The sequence below is a fragment of the Paenibacillus lautus genome (assembly GCF_050482385.1).
Lineage (GTDB): Bacteria > Bacillota > Bacilli > Paenibacillales > Paenibacillaceae > Paenibacillus_AQ > Paenibacillus_AQ lautus_B.
The window spans coordinates 435530-450444 of record NZ_JBCNHV010000010.1; the positions used below are offsets into that span (position 1 = coordinate 435530).

At 43.1% G+C, this 14915-nt stretch carries 26 protein-coding genes; 1 reads left to right on the forward strand and 25 read right to left on the reverse strand.

The window, feature by feature from the left end; genetic code table 11:
* Positions 1 to 73: 73 nt before the first annotated feature.
* From ABEW73_RS13110 to ABEW73_RS13210, 21 genes are all read right to left on the reverse strand, one after another.
* Positions 74 to 487 carry a phage tail assembly chaperone gene (locus ABEW73_RS13110; RefSeq protein ID WP_430171053.1) on the reverse strand — a complete coding sequence of 138 codons (414 nt, stop codon included), beginning with the start codon at positions 485 to 487 and terminating at the stop codon, positions 74 to 76.
* Between the two features lie 15 nt (positions 488 to 502).
* Positions 503 to 973: a phage tail tube protein gene (locus ABEW73_RS13115; RefSeq protein WP_430171055.1), complete on the reverse strand. Its 471-nt coding sequence runs from the start codon at positions 971 to 973 to the stop codon at positions 503 to 505.
* Between the two features lie 14 nt (positions 974 to 987).
* Complete coding sequence (locus ABEW73_RS13120; protein ID WP_430171057.1) at positions 988 to 1638, reverse strand: hypothetical protein; 651 nt, start codon at positions 1636 to 1638, stop codon at positions 988 to 990.
* Positions 1639 to 1658: 20 nt separating this feature from the next.
* Positions 1659 to 2984, reverse strand: a complete 1326-nt coding sequence (locus tag ABEW73_RS13125) for a phage tail sheath family protein (RefSeq protein WP_430171059.1) — start codon at positions 2982 to 2984, stop codon at positions 1659 to 1661.
* A gap of 2 nt (positions 2985 to 2986) precedes the next feature.
* Positions 2987 to 3178, reverse strand: a complete 192-nt coding sequence (locus ABEW73_RS13130; protein ID WP_430171061.1) for a hypothetical protein — start codon at positions 3176 to 3178, stop codon at positions 2987 to 2989.
* Entirely contained in the window at positions 3171 to 3602 is a 432-nt protein-coding gene (locus ABEW73_RS13135; protein ID WP_430171063.1) for a phage tail terminator family protein, read from the reverse strand. Before ABEW73_RS13135 ends, ABEW73_RS13130 begins: the two co-directional genes overlap by 8 nt.
* 10 nt (positions 3603 to 3612) lie before the next feature.
* Complete coding sequence (locus tag ABEW73_RS13140) at positions 3613 to 4038, reverse strand: HK97 gp10 family phage protein (protein ID WP_430171065.1); 426 nt, start codon at positions 4036 to 4038, stop codon at positions 3613 to 3615.
* Complete coding sequence (locus ABEW73_RS13145; RefSeq protein ID WP_430171067.1) at positions 4038 to 4457, reverse strand: ABC transporter ATP-binding protein; 420 nt, start codon at positions 4455 to 4457, stop codon at positions 4038 to 4040. The genes ABEW73_RS13140 and ABEW73_RS13145 overlap by 1 nt, the downstream gene beginning before the upstream one ends.
* Positions 4436 to 4822, reverse strand: a complete 387-nt coding sequence (locus ABEW73_RS13150) for a DNA-packaging protein (RefSeq protein WP_430171068.1) — start codon at positions 4820 to 4822, stop codon at positions 4436 to 4438. The genes ABEW73_RS13145 and ABEW73_RS13150 overlap by 22 nt, the downstream gene beginning before the upstream one ends.
* An 8-nt stretch (positions 4823 to 4830) precedes the next feature.
* A complete protein-coding gene (locus tag ABEW73_RS13155; RefSeq protein WP_430171070.1) occupies positions 4831 to 5406 on the reverse strand; it encodes a hypothetical protein in 576 nt (191 codons plus the stop codon).
* A gap of 5 nt (positions 5407 to 5411) precedes the next feature.
* On the reverse strand, positions 5412 to 5576 hold the full coding sequence (locus ABEW73_RS13160) for a hypothetical protein (protein ID WP_430171072.1): 165 nt from the start codon (positions 5574 to 5576) through the stop codon (positions 5412 to 5414).
* A gap of 47 nt (positions 5577 to 5623) precedes the next feature.
* Positions 5624 to 6676, reverse strand: coding sequence for a major capsid protein (locus tag ABEW73_RS13165; protein WP_430171074.1), 1053 nt, complete (start codon positions 6674 to 6676; stop codon positions 5624 to 5626).
* A 15-nt stretch (positions 6677 to 6691) separates the two neighbouring features.
* Positions 6692 to 7051, reverse strand: a complete 360-nt coding sequence (locus ABEW73_RS13170; protein ID WP_430171076.1) for a hypothetical protein — start codon at positions 7049 to 7051, stop codon at positions 6692 to 6694.
* A 14-nt stretch (positions 7052 to 7065) separates the two neighbouring features.
* A complete protein-coding gene (locus ABEW73_RS13175) occupies positions 7066 to 7695 on the reverse strand; it encodes a phage scaffolding protein (RefSeq protein ID WP_430171078.1) in 630 nt (209 codons plus the stop codon).
* A gap of 127 nt (positions 7696 to 7822) precedes the next feature.
* Positions 7823 to 8092 carry a hypothetical protein gene (locus ABEW73_RS13180; RefSeq protein ID WP_430171080.1) on the reverse strand — a complete coding sequence of 90 codons (270 nt, stop codon included), beginning with the start codon at positions 8090 to 8092 and terminating at the stop codon, positions 7823 to 7825.
* Positions 8073 to 8264, reverse strand: coding sequence for a hypothetical protein (locus ABEW73_RS13185; RefSeq protein ID WP_430171082.1), 192 nt, complete (start codon positions 8262 to 8264; stop codon positions 8073 to 8075). The genes ABEW73_RS13180 and ABEW73_RS13185 overlap by 20 nt, the downstream gene beginning before the upstream one ends.
* Before the next feature lies 1 nt (position 8265).
* A complete protein-coding gene (locus ABEW73_RS13190; RefSeq protein WP_430171084.1) occupies positions 8266 to 9303 on the reverse strand; it encodes a minor capsid protein in 1038 nt (345 codons plus the stop codon).
* Entirely contained in the window at positions 9300 to 10802 is a 1503-nt protein-coding gene (locus tag ABEW73_RS13195; protein ID WP_430171086.1) for a phage portal protein, read from the reverse strand. Before ABEW73_RS13195 ends, ABEW73_RS13190 begins: the two co-directional genes overlap by 4 nt.
* 4 nt (positions 10803 to 10806) lie before the next feature.
* Positions 10807 to 12072 (reverse strand): PBSX family phage terminase large subunit, encoded by a 1266-nt coding sequence (locus ABEW73_RS13200; RefSeq protein ID WP_430171088.1) that lies wholly within the window; start codon positions 12070 to 12072, stop codon positions 10807 to 10809.
* Complete coding sequence (locus ABEW73_RS13205) at positions 12059 to 12508, reverse strand: terminase small subunit (RefSeq protein ID WP_430171090.1); 450 nt, start codon at positions 12506 to 12508, stop codon at positions 12059 to 12061. Before ABEW73_RS13205 ends, ABEW73_RS13200 begins: the two co-directional genes overlap by 14 nt.
* 68 nt (positions 12509 to 12576) lie before the next feature.
* The gene (locus tag ABEW73_RS13210; protein ID WP_430171092.1) at positions 12577 to 12786 is read right to left on the reverse strand and encodes a sporulation protein Cse60; all 210 of its coding nucleotides are present in this window, start codon (positions 12784 to 12786) and stop codon (positions 12577 to 12579) included.
* A 95-nt stretch (positions 12787 to 12881) separates the two neighbouring features.
* On the opposite strand from ABEW73_RS13210, the gene ABEW73_RS13215 reads away from it, so the two are divergent.
* Positions 12882 to 13091, forward strand: a complete 210-nt coding sequence (locus ABEW73_RS13215) for a KTSC domain-containing protein (RefSeq protein ID WP_430171094.1) — start codon at positions 12882 to 12884, stop codon at positions 13089 to 13091.
* On the opposite strand, the gene ABEW73_RS13220 is transcribed toward ABEW73_RS13215, so the two are convergent.
* From ABEW73_RS13220 to ABEW73_RS13235, 4 genes are all read right to left on the reverse strand, one after another.
* Positions 13088 to 13243 (reverse strand): BC1881 family protein, encoded by a 156-nt coding sequence (locus ABEW73_RS13220; RefSeq protein WP_430171096.1) that lies wholly within the window; start codon positions 13241 to 13243, stop codon positions 13088 to 13090. The two genes, ABEW73_RS13215 and ABEW73_RS13220, sit on opposite strands and share 4 nt — an antisense overlap.
* A 143-nt stretch (positions 13244 to 13386) precedes the next feature.
* The gene (locus ABEW73_RS13225) at positions 13387 to 13752 is read right to left on the reverse strand and encodes a hypothetical protein (RefSeq protein WP_430171098.1); all 366 of its coding nucleotides are present in this window, start codon (positions 13750 to 13752) and stop codon (positions 13387 to 13389) included.
* Positions 13753 to 13932: 180 nt separating this feature from the next.
* Positions 13933 to 14169: a hypothetical protein gene (locus ABEW73_RS13230; protein ID WP_430171100.1), complete on the reverse strand. Its 237-nt coding sequence runs from the start codon at positions 14167 to 14169 to the stop codon at positions 13933 to 13935.
* Positions 14170 to 14679: 510 nt separating this feature from the next.
* On the reverse strand, positions 14680 to 14871 hold the full coding sequence (locus ABEW73_RS13235) for a hypothetical protein (protein WP_430171101.1): 192 nt from the start codon (positions 14869 to 14871) through the stop codon (positions 14680 to 14682).
* Between the last annotated feature and the right edge of the window lie 44 nt (positions 14872 to 14915).

Sequence of the window (14915 nt, forward strand, 5' to 3'; positions counted from 1 at the left end):
AAATCCCACGGCATCATATTAAGTTTATGGAGGGCGTAGTAAGCATAATTTGCATCACTATCGCCCTCCTCAATTAGTTTTTTGCCTCGTCTACGAGTTCTTCAAAATCCTTGTTAAAGCCGGATAGTTCTTGGATTTTCAAGGCTAGATCATCAACTTCACCTGGGAGTAGCACACGATGCAAGTAGTCTTCCGGTGTCATAACGCCCATTTTTTTGATAGACTCCGCATCCCGGAAATCCGGTACAACCGTATGGTTAACGACGATTGAATTAGTCAACACTTGGCTGTCAACTTCGTAGTTCTTACCTTTTTTACCGACCTTGATAGCCTTTTTCCGATATTCACCCAACTCCCGACTGGTCATGACACGGATCTTAAACTTCATAAGGTTTCCGTCTTTGTCCTTAAAGCGGTCAGAAATGACCACCTCTTCCTCTAGGTTATCAATTGGGTTACTGTTCAAAAACTCTTGCAATGTACTCATAGTATATTATCCCCCTTAGTTTGTTGGTTGAATTTGATTAAATTGGTCGAGAAGTTCATAGTCTCCGAATGTGAATGGAATTTCTTCTTCAAGCATGTCATCGCTGGTAGCGTCAAACTGAGCAGCAATTACACTGTCGATATTACAATCTTTAAGAACCACGGTTTGACGACCAGCAGCGCTTCCTGGCTGCTCATTCACAACTTGTAAATCAAACCAAAAATCCTGACCTGTCTTGATGTAATTCCTCATAAGCTGCCGAAATTTAGACGATACATAATATGTCGTCAGCGATCCAGAACCCGACCAACCGGCTGGTCGTTGTGGTGTATTGGTTCGTCCGAGCGTAGGTACATCCACTTTGTTTTTCTCAATGGTTGCTTCCAAACTCTTCGCGTAAAACAATTCCTCTACTTTGCCATCAATGGTAGCGTAAGCTTTCGCTTCTTTACCGCTGATAGCATCTTTGACGTTAAAGAATGCCATATACTAACCCCTCCTTAGTAAGCTAAAAAGGAGCCTGCTAGGGCTCCTTGAGTAAGTTGATTTATAGTTCTTGCACCTTTCTTATAACGAGAATACAATGTTTTATCCTTAATTCCCGTCCTACGCGATAATTCCGCAATTGTCATTGTTTCGCCGTTATAATCGACCTTAATGTTATTGCGTCTGTTTTGTTGCTGTTGTTGGATTGTTACCCATTCGCAATTGGACGGTTCATAATCACCATTTACATCTATACGTTCTATTGTTAGATCATCACTGTAACCCGAAGACACAGCCCATTTTTTGAATCCACTGTAGTCATTCCATTCTGAGCAAACCTTCACTCCTCTGCCTCCGTAATTCTTAAACTCAGGAGTATTGGGGTTGTTGCACCTTCTTTTCATAGCAGCCCAGATTGAATGCAGCCTAGTTTTGCAGTCTCCATGTGATTTATTTACTTTTCGAAAGGTGTCCGCTGCTTTTTCTCGTTGGAGGCAACCGCACGACTTTGATTCTATCTTTCCGGCTCCTCTGATAGCTTTGATTGTTCCGCAACGACAAATACACATCCACATGTTTTGGTTGTGATTGTTTTTGCCGTAGTACGAAACCACCTCCCATCTACCAAACGACATTCCAGTTAAGTCAACAGCGTCACTCCTCATTTGGCCCACTCCAATCAGCGTCACTTCACTGTGACACTTAAATAAATTTTCTCAACGCTATCGACCACTTGAACGGCAAGGTTAACCAGAACGGATTCAACATCATTGCCTGGCAGCACCTCAATATCTGTTTGAGGGTCGAAGTTTTGAATGGCCCCTAGTCCTTGCAGCGTATCCAAGTAAGAGATGATTTCAGCTTTCATCAGGTTTCTTCCATCCGCGTCGTTGTTCACTTTGCCGATGTAGTTCGTTTCAAATGTCCGCTTAATGTCATTAGCAATTGCATCCAACGTACGAACAACACGGTTCTTTTTGTATGCCCTGCTACGGTTAACAGACAGTGTTTTCAATGTGTTAATGTCTTGGACGATTTGCACTTGTCCATTCGTAGCAGTAAGCACCAATTCACCGTTTTGAATCGCCTTGATCAGTTCACTATTTGTGTATTTCGGGGATACATCAACCGCATTCGGGATCGTCCCATAAGTCAAAGACTCATTTATGTTTGCCCCTGCCTCCATAGCTGCGATTTCCCACAAGAGATAGATTGGATCAACCGTCAACCCTTCGGACGTCACCACGCTGTTTTTAAGGCTAATCACACCTTCATAGTCGGCCTGTGGGTAGTTGTAGAGTACTGTAACGAACTTCTTGCCCTCGTCCTCTCTGAGACGCTTTGTGTAGGCCACAGCGAGTTGCTTAATAGAGTCATCATCCACGGGAATACCAAGGACATTGAATTCCTCAGATTCAAAGATAGAGAGTGCTTTCGTCCAATCTCCTGTACCCCCTGTGCCTTCTGTTCCTCCAGTCAATGGTGTACCAGCCGTGTCAGAAAGCACTCCTGTACCTTTAAAGTTCACAAAATCATTAGAAACTAGCTGATCAACAGTAGCGGCTTCTTGGGAATCAACAATTTCTCCATCAAGCAATGTTTGGACTGTGTACTGATCAGGATCATCAATGCTGGATTGAATGACAATTTGAATGTCATCACCACGTAGACCGCCATATTTTGCTGTAGCTGTCAGACCGCCGATAGTACCCGTTGCTTTAGCGGCTCCATTCGCTCCAAGGCGATAGATCAAAACCTTGCTTGCATGTGTCATAGCAGCTGTGATATGACGAATTCTTGGGTCTGTAGAATAAAACCCTAGTTGTTTAAGCGAATCTGTCATATACGTCTCGGCTTCCAACGTGATTAAGTTCGCACCCCATGGCAACGGAGCTGGGAAGGCAGCTATTCCACGATCACCAAGCGTACCAGATGGCCTTGCTTCAGCAGTGAAGTTAATATATACACCAGGTAAGTCTTTGTTTTGCGTTGTCCATGTTCCACCGGCCATTTTTAATTCACTCCCTTGTTCTTAAATGTTTCGATAACCTTTTTTACTTCAGTGACCGAATATTTTTTACCGTCTTCAAGCTTGATGGCAATGATATCCTTGTCTATACCTGTGAACTGTTTGGATTGTAAAAACTGCTCTTTGGTGTAGCTAGTCACTACCTCAGCATCTTCTTTCGGATTTTTGTTACTCATCTAATCCCTCCTGTATATCAAGATCCTGCATTTTCGGTTCAACCGGCGCTTTCTCCCAAACGTGGAAGTTATATTCCACAAAGAAATGTAATACCTCGTCCACGATTTCAAATCGCATCCCGATACCACGAACTAAACCACCAGAAACGGTAATCCAATCTAATGCGCTGGTCAGCTTCTCCCCCATGTCGTACATTTCCGCATTGGAACGGTCTGGGTCATAGTACCGGACAACCATAGGGTGATATCGCATGTATCTACGGCCTAACTCTTGGGTGTGTTCCGGTTCCAAAAAGCGCACAAAAAAACAGGGTGGTTTCAAACCCTGCTTTATCTCTTCACCCATTATTTCAATGTCCGGAAAGGCGGTGTCCAAGGCTTCATGCACAGCATAGCGGACCGTATTAAATGTAACTGGTTCCATATACACCACCTTAGTTAAATATCTGATTTAACAATTCAAGTTGCTTCTTTTCCAGATACTTCGGCCATTCCTTTTCTAATTCGTTAATGGATATGGTCATCATGAATTTTCCTTCAACCCATTTGGTTAGGTCTTTGCCTGTCCTATGACCGTATTCAACGTACATCGCATAAGCCGTGTCGTTGTATATTTCGATCTCATAGGAATGCCCTTGCTTTACCACACTGCCAACTTTCCAATTGCGGCGAAGGTTACCTGGAGACACAGTATTCTCGCCAACTGGTGTCCGCTTTTTGATTTTGCGCAACCCTCTGTAGGCCATCTCAAGCAAAAATTCCTCGGCAAACTTATCAATTACCCCACTGTCCAATGCTCTTTTAGCGTTCAAGGCCATTCTTTTGAATTGAGAATAGTCGAAACTTCCTCGTCTAGCCATCAGGCCCACTCCTTACGCTGTAAGGATATTTCTTGATGTGTAGGGTATATAAAAGGCTCTCCTGCGGTGTATTTTCTTGTAGGGGCAATTGGCTCCCATCCAGCAGCGGTTATCTTACCCCGGGTGACCTCCATCATATCTCCCTGTTTAATTTCCAATTCAGGGGCTATGAACAGTTTGGTTTCATACTGGATATCGTTCTGAGCGTCTGACTGGTTATTTTGACCGATAGCCATTGATTTTTGTGAGATGCGGCATGGTTGATCCGTAACAAAAGCAACCTGCACAAGCTTCGTTTCCTTAGTCACCGGGTCCTTCACTTTTTCGTACCGATATACAGTTGTCCGGTCGGTGTACCAGACTGTCAATGCTTCTCTGTATTCAGTAAAGTCCATCTCTACCACCTCATTTTCCGCCACCGTCGCAAGTCCACCAAATAATTAAGTACAACTTGATCAATGACAGATTTACTGGTAGACGTTAGCCCTGTCTTGCTGCTGGATGCTGGTGCAATGGATGTGTCGCCTATTTTGATGTTAAAACCTGCTGCACTGTCTCCACCGCCGAATTGCTTAGGCATTTCCACCTTCAATGCATCCATCACCATACTTGCCCAGACCCAATTAAGATCCTCCGGTATGTCTTTGCGTTGGCAATAATGCAAGATACGCCGACCAATCTCTTGTATATAAGAATAAATAAATTTGTCCTTGGTATCGTCCATGATTTCCCAGCGACTTTTGATAATGTTGAGGACTTCGGCCTCTTGCTCCTGGAGTGTCATCCAATCACCTACGCTTTCAACGCCGCGATAATGCTATTTAGTAAGGCGGCAACCTGTTCGGCTGTTGCTGTCGATGGATCCGCGATTGGTGTTAATGCAGCAATCTCAGTCTTTTTGGACAACGCTGATTTAGCACCTGCAGCCAAGACAGCAGCGGTAATAGCCCTCGCCGTTGTAGCCGTCCCTGTTTGAGCCTCGCTCGTAGACATAGTGCTGAGAGTTTTGCCATCAACGTATTGCTTTGTTGTGACTTCGTTAGCTTGTGTGGGCGCATTAGATGTTAATGTCCCGGTAAAAGAATACATAGCCAAAGAGTCAGGTTTAGGGTCCTGCGAATAAGCTACGATCCCCATTTCTGTGCTCTCCAAGGTTGTCCCGATAACCATTGCCGGGATCACACTTGCTGGCATGTTTATTTTTGGAGTGGCAAGTTTTTCATCAGTCACGGACCCATCCGCCAACATGTTCGTTGTGATGCTTCCCGGAGTTGGAGTGCCGCCACCCATGGGCAACGGAGTTTCGGGTGTAACTGTTATCGCTTTTCCTTGTTCTCGGTCATAATATTGCAAAACTACTTTATCCATAATGATCACTCACCTTTAATGAGACCTAGTTTCCGAAATTGACCTTGTTCTTGCTCATTCAATTCTATTTCTTCACCAGCTCTATGCCGAGTGTTGTTATGCTTGACGTTTTTCAACAGCGTAAACTTATTCGCCTTGGCTTTTCGCCCTTGTTTCTGTTCTTCAGACATTCCAGCACACCTCCAAATGAATTAAGAGAGGACTGAAGTCCTCCCTATTAGTTCCCTGCAACCTTCGCTATGAAGATATTATCGATCGTCTCGAAACTCGGAAGCACAATTTCAGAAACGATCGTTTCAATATTGACAGGGTGTGGTTCTTTAATTGTTGTGATCGCAACGCCGGTATCCACAATCTGCACCTCGGCAGCAGTTCCACCGCTCATAAGGTCGGCTTCTTCTGGAGTCGTGCCGTACCACGTATTGCCAAGGTTACCGTCAGGAATCAACGTAAAGTAGTCGTCCGGATAGAACAGTTGAGCTGCGCCGCCCACTTCAAGAGCAAACTTTTTGTTATAGACAGCTACTGTGATACCAAGCTTGCTCATGAGGTATTGCTGCAACATGGAATCAGTGAGGATGATATTCTGTCCTCCAGCTGGGTTCATGTCCAGTCGGATAGTTTTGTTTTGAAGCAAGTAGTTCCATGTCTTACGTGTGCAAACGGCGCGTGTAGGGCGTACTCCTGTGTTATCCTCAACCGTGTCTTGCCATGTGTGGATGTCTTCTACAGGATTAGAGTCTGGATCGCTCCATTGCGCAGTACCCGTCAATGTTTCTTGGTGTCCGGTTGGCATCTGGTAGTCATACTGATACGGCATCCGGTTTGCCACGATCTCAATTTTACCAGTAGCCAGAAGTTGCATAATCATTCGTTCGGAGATTACGCGAGCGCCATTAACAAGGTTTGTTGCATCATCATAGATTCGATTGATGACCGGCATAAGGTACTGAGAATTGGTCGAACTCATGAGGCGAAGAATCTCTTGACGCTCTTTCTCGCCGATTCTCATAGCTTCACGGAAGAATGGCATTTCCGTTTCAATTTTATTCATTCCGATACGGTCCCGGAGTGTCGCTTTAGCATCGAATTCAGATGGTTTCAGGGACACTGGGAGGCCGTTGAATCCTTTAATCCAACTTAAGTCTAGTCCTAGTTGTTTACGGGCCGGGAAAAGCGTCTCACCGAGGTATGGAATACGGTTAGATCCGTTTTCCTCGTAGTATGTGGCGATATTTTTTGCATTGATAAGATCAAAAATAGTAGGCATTATATATTCGCTCCTTTATTTAATGAATGTGATTTGCTTGAGGGCAGTTGCTGCATCAGTTGTCGGTGCTGCTGGGATTTTATTCAGGTCAATAAACCCATGAATAACAGCTGCTCCCGGGGCCGGTCCATACGTAACGTCAGTGTCGTTAAACAACACACCTTCCGATGTTGCATCATTAGCAGCAACAGCTTTTTTTGTATCGTCTGCAATAAATCCACCACCCAATATAGTGCCAGCTGGTACAATTTTTTTGCCGTTTGCATCCGGTGTTACTCCGGTATTGTCTACAGTTACCGCAAGAGCAACATAATGATCCGGAAATTTAAGAATTTGCTTTGGTGTGCTGTATGTCGTTTGAACAAATTTACTCATTTCGTCTACCTCCGTTATTTAAAGTACAATTCCTGTGCTTTTGCTGAACTCTCATTGTTCTGCTTGTTGTTTGCAGCCAACTGTTTCCCAAAGTTGTTGTCATTTCCGCCACCTGCTGGGTTAGAACCTTCAAACGGCTTGAACCCTGTGAACGTTGCTCCACCTTGACCTTCAGGGACAAAATAAAAACCCTTGCTCTCTCGCAAGGATTTCTCTTGGCCGTCATATCCTTCTTTGATGTTGCCGTGTTCATCCAGGACGATTCTTGATGTGTCAAATTGGCTCAATACATCTTCGAGAGCAGTTTCATGTACCTTTCCACCAAGTTTGAGCTTAAGCGCTGTTTTGAGTTGCAGTTCTTGAGCTTCCTGTTGGTACTTCTCGGCTGCGGCCTTGTTCTCGTCTTGTAACGTCTTGATTGTAGCTTGCAGTTCTTCGTTCCCTTCTGCGGCCTTCTTTAAGTCTCCGAGTTGCTTGTCACGCTCGGCAAGTGCAGCATCTGCCTGCTTGCGGGCTTCGTTAACCTCGTCAAATTTCGATTTAGGGAACCAATTACCATCAGAAACGATCGCAATCTTTTGATCTCCAATCTTTGCACTGACTTGGTTGAACAACTCTTCACCTAACAGTTCTTTCAAACTCATATATCATCTGCTCCTTATTAGTTTTTTTGGCGTGTAACCCTCCACGCTAAGGAATACGTTCGTTTAACCCACGAACCTTTAAAGAGGGCATAATAAAAGGGCTGCGAAAGTCTCATTCACAGCCCAGTTAGACAACCTCTGTATATTCAGCTTCAAAATCTTCCTTACTGGCCCGTTTTAGGTTTCCATTAGCTTCTTTGATGATGTAATCCCCTACATAAGCGACAATCACGTCATATGCACCCCGAATAACTCTTAGTCGTATGCCACCTGCCGCAAAGTCCACCGACACCGGCATGCCCACAAAGTCTATTACCTCTTGCATGTGCGTCGACTCTATCCCCTGAAACTGGATAGCCTGTACTGGAATACGTTTCTCATAGTTTTTGACTGACATATCCACTCAACTCCTCTATAGTAGAAATATTGTCGCAAAAAACAAGTTTATCCCCTAGGTCCATAACCTTCATAGGTTTTCCCACGGCATCGAATAAGTTTTTTCTTATTTCATCCAAGCTTGTTTTCACAACGAATTCATCACCGTTGTTCATTTTGATTTCTACCGACATTTCACTCACCACCATTTACGTATTTGTCGTACCATTGCTGATAATTCATATCTCCTGGGATTGTGTAGGTCTTACCGTCTGCACCAGTCGCAACCCGTTCACCCGGGTTAATTTCATCATCAAAATATGGGACGGTAGTCGTTCGGCAATTTGAATGAAACGGGGGCCAGGTTATGCCGACTTGTTTTTCGGCTAAGGTAAATATTTGACCATCCATGAACCGACATGTTCTACTCGTTTTCCCGTCCAACGTAGCAAGAATTTCGTATTTCTTAACAACACCACTCTGCTTGTATCCTTCATAAGAAGCTTCGTTTTGGATGAAGCTCGATTCTGTTCGGATCAACCTTACAGCAGAGCGATAACCTACGCCCATCCTCTTAGAAAGTATTTTTGCAGAGTTTCGTGCACCTTCTCCCCTTATGAGAGCTTGGCTAAACTCAGTTACAAGTTGTTGGGTGAGTTTTTGATTATCTCCCCATATGCGCTGTGAGAAGTTAGCGCCTTCCCACGGTCGCTTTAGCACTGTTTCCAATGTTTTAAGGTCAATCTTCGAAAAGGAAGCACCTAATCCCATCCCCTTCTGCAATTCGAATATGGTTCTGTAATAGTTGTCAGAGTAGATGTCTCTTAGAAGCTCTGAGAACGCCTTGTTTTCGGTCATGCTCAGATTTTGAACCACAGCCTCCATTTGAATCTTGAGCGCCTGTAAACGCGAAATACGCACCTTGTAGGATGCGTTGTTTAGGATGCGGGTCCATCGACCATCAGGATTGTCTTTTGCTAACTCAATAAACTTTTCAACGCCCATCTTGAAATCCTTTAACTCATTACCGTCAAGTAGCCTTTGAGCATCGCTGTAGGTTATGTCGTTGTTAATGGCGAACCGGGAATAAAAAGAATCGATTTCTTTTTCAAGAGCAGCCGTGGCCCGATCATATTCACCCTTCAAGCGCTTTTCAGCGTACTTGTCAGCCTTCGCGTGCTGCGTTAGGGCTATTTGTTCTGACCGTTTAGCCCAATACTCTTGGGACTTCATTTGGACTCATCCTCTTTGCCTTCTTTTTGCTGTCCTTCGGGATTGAGATCCTTGTATGGGTCCAGTTCATTCATTTCTTCTTCTTTCTCGTCCCTTAGGCGCTTTTCTTCTTCGCTTGAGTTAGTAACCCATGGATGGTTATTACGGATGGTCTCGTTAGATATGATACCAACACTATCCTTTGCGTTCTTTATAGCTTCTGTCTCGTTGATGATGATATCCCGGTTAAAAATAAAAGTGACTTCCTCGTTAAAGAAATCACCTTCATTTTTGTTCTTAAGATCGGTATTAATAAACCACATCAACTGCTCTAAAGCTGCCTGAAACTCTGTCTCAATGATGTTGCAGTCCATATCGAGATCAGCATACAAGAACTTCAGGGCCACTCCTGACGCGCTACCAAAGTTATCTGCCTGTGTATCCACGCCACGTCCAAACTCGTATATGTCCTTGCGGTTTTGCTCTTGATGGTTTTTGTAGGCTTCGGTATTAATCTCGATGTTTACGGTATCCACATCCCCGTCACTTCCCACAAACACCACCCTGTAAAGAGCAATGTTTTTTCGGAAACTCGCCCCGTCTACGTCTCCATAATTCGTAACCTTGTAGATACTGTTAGGCAAGTCCTCTAGGTTGTTGGAGTTGTCTGATTTTTGTTTGTCATAATCATCAACCAATGATTTGATTTGGCTGAGAAGCGGCAACTCATCGTCATTGTATTTGAACGCGATGAACGGGACCTTTTCCCAATTGTATCCTTGCTCCAATCCACCACTCTTCTTAACAACGATATGCGGCCTAACCACTCCAGCCTCAACATCAGGGACGATGCCATTGCCAGAGTCAACGAACATCCTGACCCCGTTTTCATCCCACCATTCGTACTTCGTGTATTGCACTTGTTTGGTACCTTCATACACTTCCACCTGATAAAACCTGATCATAGCAGACAACTCCGTATGGGCTGTATCCTGCCAGAACGGAATGCATTGTATTGTTGGAATGATCATAAAGGTCAAATTCCCTTGATCATCATAGTAAGGATGTAGCCAAGCTAAACCTCCATTTATTGCGTTCTTTCCAAGTGTTTGAATCTGTCGCATGAACTTCTTGTCGAATATCTTGTTAAGCCTGTCTTGGTAATCCTCGTTTTCCGTCTGTACACTCATTGGCTTAGAGAGCAAATAACCTACCTTCTGGTCCACTAGCTTCCTTGTAAACCCATTAACCAATTTGTTATTGGCAAGATTATTCACTGGTTCAAGTGCCCCAGATTCTCCAACTGCAAGGCGTTTACGCTTTACGATATCTGGTTTATTCTTGTAATACTGCTCCCCATCAATAATTGCCTTGTATTCATCAGATGTCCTCCACTGTGCGACACGAGAATAAACAATTTGCTCTAAGTCCATAGCCGACATTGCACCGGTACGTAATATTGTTTCAATCTCGTCTTGCTGATCATTCATTAGATTTAAGTCGATCCATGTTCCACTCATTTATTCACTTCCCTCCTGGGAACCATACGCTAGATTTCTTCATGTCATCTTCAAAGGCATAACGTGTAGCATCGATTGTGTGGTTGTCCTTATCTTCCAGTTCGGAACGCGGATTACCATCTGCGTCTGTCTGGTAATCAATATTTTCAAACTCCCGGGCAGTGTTAGGCGTTCGAATCGGATCAATAACAATGGCTTCTAGGTCATCAAGCCACTTTTCACCGTACTCAACGCTCCCTGGGCCTTTCTTAGCCCCTTTCATCCTCACACCGTGTTCTTGCTTCATTTCGTCAATAGACTTCGGCTCCGCGCTATCGGATGTTGTTGAAAGTGTATGGTATCCTTTGTCTTTCATTATCCCGGCTAACTCCCGGTTGGATATCTTAACGCCGTATATCTCATCAAGGGCATAAATAATGCGGCGTGTTTTATCGTAATGCCATCTAACAAACGCCAAAGGATCATTCCCATAACCCCAGTCATTGCCTTGCCGGATGTTATCAAATGATTTAACTTCATCGTCTGTAATTCTTCGAAACTCAAGATTATCAAACGGAACAACACCACTACCAATTGCTTTTCCCTCATATTCCCATTCAAACTTCTGTTCATTCTTCCGCTTTACTTCCTCAGCCTCTTCAATGAATGCTTTAGAGATATAAGGATTCTCCCGGTATGTTGAATGATGAATATACGTATTAGGCGGTATAAACTGTGATTCGTATTTCTTGTTAACCCATGATTGTTTACGCTTCGGTGGATTGTAAGAGTAATAGAACGCATAAAAAAGACCATCCGGCAGCTCTGCACGTAATACAGAGTTTTCAATGGTCGTGACTTCATCTTCGGTTTTGAATTCGGCCAATTCTTCAATCCACATAATGGCGATAGGGAACTTAGAAACTTTGATGGATTTGATCTTAAGCGGATCGTCAGCGCCTCGAAATATAATCTTGTTTCCTCGTGGGAGGTAGATCAACTGCAACGGCGATTTCATGATGCGCCAATATTGGGATACCCCAAGAATCTCAATAGCTTCTTTAAGCTGCTCAAAGACCGATTCTTCCAGTGTCCGGGCTACTTTACGGATACACAGGGCAGTTACAGGGTATTTCATCATGTCTTTGATGATCTTTAGGGCGATATTAGACGACTTCCCGGATCCACGACCACCCTTGCATACATGGCGAAGGTACTTATGTGAATTAGATGCTTTCCAGAATGAGTGAAAATGTGGTGTAACCTTATCAGAAAGCCTAACCTTCTCCATCCGGGTCACCACCAATATCATCCACGATCTGAACACCTACAACACCATCTAGCTGCTGCTTGTCTGTCCACATGGCATATCGTTTGCCAAGCAACTCAGCTGCTTTGATGCGGTCTTTGCCATCAAGTTCCTTTTTAACGAGTTGTTGTTCGCCCATCCCCAATCCTAGCGGGAACTGTTCTTTGACTTGGCCGCGCATGACATCGGTCAGGAATTCCAACACTTCATCCTGTTTGGCTATGCGCTCACTGTCTTTTTCGGATATCAGACCATCAATGTATTTCTTTACGTTAGCATTTGTTAGCAGTCTACTAGCATTTACTTTCGCGACGTTTCTGCTTTTAACTTTGTAGCCAGCTTTTATATATGCTTCTGTACCGTCACCCAGTTCAACGTAATAATCAGCAAATCTTTTTTGTTTCTCTGGAAGACTCATGGCATATCACCCACCTTCCTTTCTTACCAAATAAAAAAGCACCCGTTAGGATGCTTGATTTTGATAATTTAATCTTTATTGGTGTAAGATACCATCGCGGTATAATTAACCTCAGAGTACACGCCGTATTCTGTATGGGTGTTGATAGCTAAAGGAACTGCAACGTACGATACCCCGATGTTTGCATTATTACCACTATCAAATTCAGCTAAGAAATCGTTGACGTATTGTTCTAGTTTTGCAAGATCGGTACTTTCAAATGTCTTAACCCTGAACATACATTCCACCTCCCCTCGACAGCATACTTCGACATATAGGAAGGATTTCCCTCTTTCTATGTCGAAAGTAGTAGTTCGAAAGGAGGTGCTTTAACATGAACTGGCGATCAGTTAGCTCATCAAACATTGACTCTATTGCTTATGACGCAAACTTATCAGCACTCTATGTTAGATTCAACAGTGGAACCACATACGCCTACTCGGGCGTTCCGCAAAGCGAATATAACGGGCTGATGTCTGCGGCTTCCCATGGCAGCTACTTGGCTACCTATATCAAAGACAGATATCCCTACCGCAAACTCTAATCTTGATTGATTAAAATCACAGCCGGTCCAGTGAATATTTTCTCTTGCTGGTCCACTGTGATTTTAAACTCCTGGTATGGTTCAATCAAGATCGTCTCAACCCCCTCGCGCTCAGAGAGTTCCTGGCTAAGATCTTTTGTGCATATGTTCATAAATTTCGCCTCCTTTTCCCCAATATCTCCATAATCTGAAATGAATAATCTTGATAACAATTTTCGAAATTTTTAGTTTTATGATCAATTTAAAAAAGCCGCCGAGTTATCAGCGACTTAATGACATTAATTCAATGCCTAATTCAATCCGTTATTACTATAGGGAACTCGCCAATGTCTGAACCCCCATTTACCCAAACTCCAACGGCGCCCACTGCTTCTCCTGGTCTTAAACCAAATGGCGCCTTTAATGCTGTTACGAGGCCTGTACTACTTACTTTAAAATAAACGTTAACAACGTTACTCGGGAATGCAGAATACATATAATTCTTACCATAAGGCAACTGATAAGTTTCCCCTACTTTTAATGTAACTGTCCATGAAGCTTGTGTCGAAAAATCAGCAGTAGTAGTTGGTGTAGTTGGGCTTTTAATAGGGGCTGCACTTGCAACTCCTACACCTGTAGTTAAGAGTAGAGCGGCTGAAATAGTTAGAATAGTTTTTTTCATCTAATCATCTCCTTTTTTACAAGTCTAAACCCTTACATGGTAAAATTCAACAAATTAACACGTTTTTTAATGAACAATCTTTGTCGATTTAAGGGAAAATGAGTAGTTTTTTCAAACTATTTACCAACCCTTTCTAATGGCCTTTTCTACAACCACATCAAATCACAACAAAAAAGCCGCCTATTGGCGACTCTGAAATATTTCATCTATGTCATTATAGGTCGGTAGTATATAGTATTCTTTTCCGTCCTTCATTTCAGCAATTACAGTTTCTCTTTCTCCAACCTTTAATCTTTTCAGATCTCTTTCGAACAACTCAACAAAATCCTTATCTGTGCCACTCCGTTGCGTTGTTGAGACCCCAAGAAAAGACTTTTCTCTAGCCAACTTTACTCTTAGTTCCTCTAATATACTCAAATCGCATCCCCCCCTCAGAATTTATTACAAGTGGGTACTTTATTCTTTATTAATTATCACTCAATAAAAAATTCGTAAAGTCCATATATAATCATTACAGTGAATGGAATATAGATAAGTAATAGAGCCAATATGGAATTTGCTAGTTTTTCGTTGGTTTCAAACAACTTCTCAGGTATAAAAAAGCAAAGTGCCAATACTATGACATAAACGACAACAAGTACTCCTACCATTCTCGTTTCCTCGAGTGGCAAATGTTTATATCTCAATCGCGTCTCCCCCCAATGCAAATTTCGACATTCAAAGGGAAATTCCTCCATTTACCAATCAAACAACAAACTCAACGAAAGCTGGCGACCGCAACATGTCGATTATACCTATTGGTATGATCTATGTGAGGCGGTAAGTCTTGTAAATAAATCGGGATACCGAGACCGTGCCGTATAGTTATCTCAATATCCCTTCACCCGTATACATATAGGTGGCTGGCGTACTACAAATTTCGTTACTCTAAACATCTTCCCCACGCGCAATTATTTCATTAATTATAGCCCAGCCAGCCATAGCAATATCACGGTCCACTTTTTCACGCTCTTCTGGTGTTTTGCAAACATAGGTAGTGTTAATCTTTACTATGGTATTTCCAAACTTATAAACTACGGCAATAGTATCTTCTTTCCCGTTCAGTTTTCCGCTCTTCATATATCCTCCTATTTAACCATTTCAGTCCAATCATTGCCCAACTA

Bases quoted from the DNA above. Each gene is read 5' to 3' on its own strand.
- ABEW73_RS13110 (WP_430171053.1), bottom strand. From the start codon at position 487: ATGAGTACATTGCAAGAGTTTTTGAACAGTAACCCAATTGATAACCTA.
- ABEW73_RS13115 (WP_430171055.1), bottom strand. From the start codon at position 973: ATGGCATTCTTTAACGTCAAAGATGCTATCAGCGGTAAAGAAGCGAAA.
- ABEW73_RS13120 (WP_430171057.1), bottom strand. From the start codon at position 1,638: ATGAGGAGTGACGCTGTTGACTTAACTGGAATGTCGTTTGGTAGATGG.
- ABEW73_RS13125 (WP_430171059.1), bottom strand. From the start codon at position 2,984: ATGGCCGGTGGAACATGGACAACGCAAAACAAAGACTTACCTGGTGTA.
- ABEW73_RS13130 (WP_430171061.1), bottom strand. From the start codon at position 3,178: ATGAGTAACAAAAATCCGAAAGAAGATGCTGAGGTAGTGACTAGCTAC.
- ABEW73_RS13135 (WP_430171063.1), bottom strand. From the start codon at position 3,602: ATGGAACCAGTTACATTTAATACGGTCCGCTATGCTGTGCATGAAGCC.
- ABEW73_RS13140 (WP_430171065.1), bottom strand. From the start codon at position 4,038: ATGGCTAGACGAGGAAGTTTCGACTATTCTCAATTCAAAAGAATGGCC.
- ABEW73_RS13150 (WP_430171068.1), bottom strand. From the start codon at position 4,822: ATGACACTCCAGGAGCAAGAGGCCGAAGTCCTCAACATTATCAAAAGT.
- ABEW73_RS13155 (WP_430171070.1), bottom strand. From the start codon at position 5,406: ATGGATAAAGTAGTTTTGCAATATTATGACCGAGAACAAGGAAAAGCG.
- ABEW73_RS13160 (WP_430171072.1), bottom strand. From the start codon at position 5,576: ATGTCTGAAGAACAGAAACAAGGGCGAAAAGCCAAGGCGAATAAGTTT.
- ABEW73_RS13165 (WP_430171074.1), bottom strand. From the start codon at position 6,676: ATGCCTACTATTTTTGATCTTATCAATGCAAAAAATATCGCCACATAC.
- ABEW73_RS13170 (WP_430171076.1), bottom strand. From the start codon at position 7,051: ATGAGTAAATTTGTTCAAACGACATACAGCACACCAAAGCAAATTCTT.
- ABEW73_RS13175 (WP_430171078.1), bottom strand. From the start codon at position 7,695: ATGAGTTTGAAAGAACTGTTAGGTGAAGAGTTGTTCAACCAAGTCAGT.
- ABEW73_RS13180 (WP_430171080.1), bottom strand. From the start codon at position 8,092: ATGTCAGTCAAAAACTATGAGAAACGTATTCCAGTACAGGCTATCCAG.
- ABEW73_RS13185 (WP_430171082.1), bottom strand. From the start codon at position 8,264: ATGTCGGTAGAAATCAAAATGAACAACGGTGATGAATTCGTTGTGAAA.
- ABEW73_RS13190 (WP_430171084.1), bottom strand. From the start codon at position 9,303: ATGAAGTCCCAAGAGTATTGGGCTAAACGGTCAGAACAAATAGCCCTA.
- ABEW73_RS13195 (WP_430171086.1), bottom strand. From the start codon at position 10,802: ATGAGTGGAACATGGATCGACTTAAATCTAATGAATGATCAGCAAGAC.
- ABEW73_RS13200 (WP_430171088.1), bottom strand. From the start codon at position 12,072: ATGGAGAAGGTTAGGCTTTCTGATAAGGTTACACCACATTTTCACTCA.
- ABEW73_RS13205 (WP_430171090.1), bottom strand. From the start codon at position 12,508: ATGAGTCTTCCAGAGAAACAAAAAAGATTTGCTGATTATTACGTTGAA.
- ABEW73_RS13210 (WP_430171092.1), bottom strand. From the start codon at position 12,786: ATGTTCAGGGTTAAGACATTTGAAAGTACCGATCTTGCAAAACTAGAA.
- ABEW73_RS13215 (WP_430171094.1), top strand. From the start codon at position 12,882: ATGAACTGGCGATCAGTTAGCTCATCAAACATTGACTCTATTGCTTAT.
- ABEW73_RS13220 (WP_430171096.1), bottom strand. From the start codon at position 13,243: ATGAACATATGCACAAAAGATCTTAGCCAGGAACTCTCTGAGCGCGAG.
- ABEW73_RS13225 (WP_430171098.1), bottom strand. From the start codon at position 13,752: ATGAAAAAAACTATTCTAACTATTTCAGCCGCTCTACTCTTAACTACA.
- ABEW73_RS13235 (WP_430171101.1), bottom strand. From the start codon at position 14,871: ATGAAGAGCGGAAAACTGAACGGGAAAGAAGATACTATTGCCGTAGTT.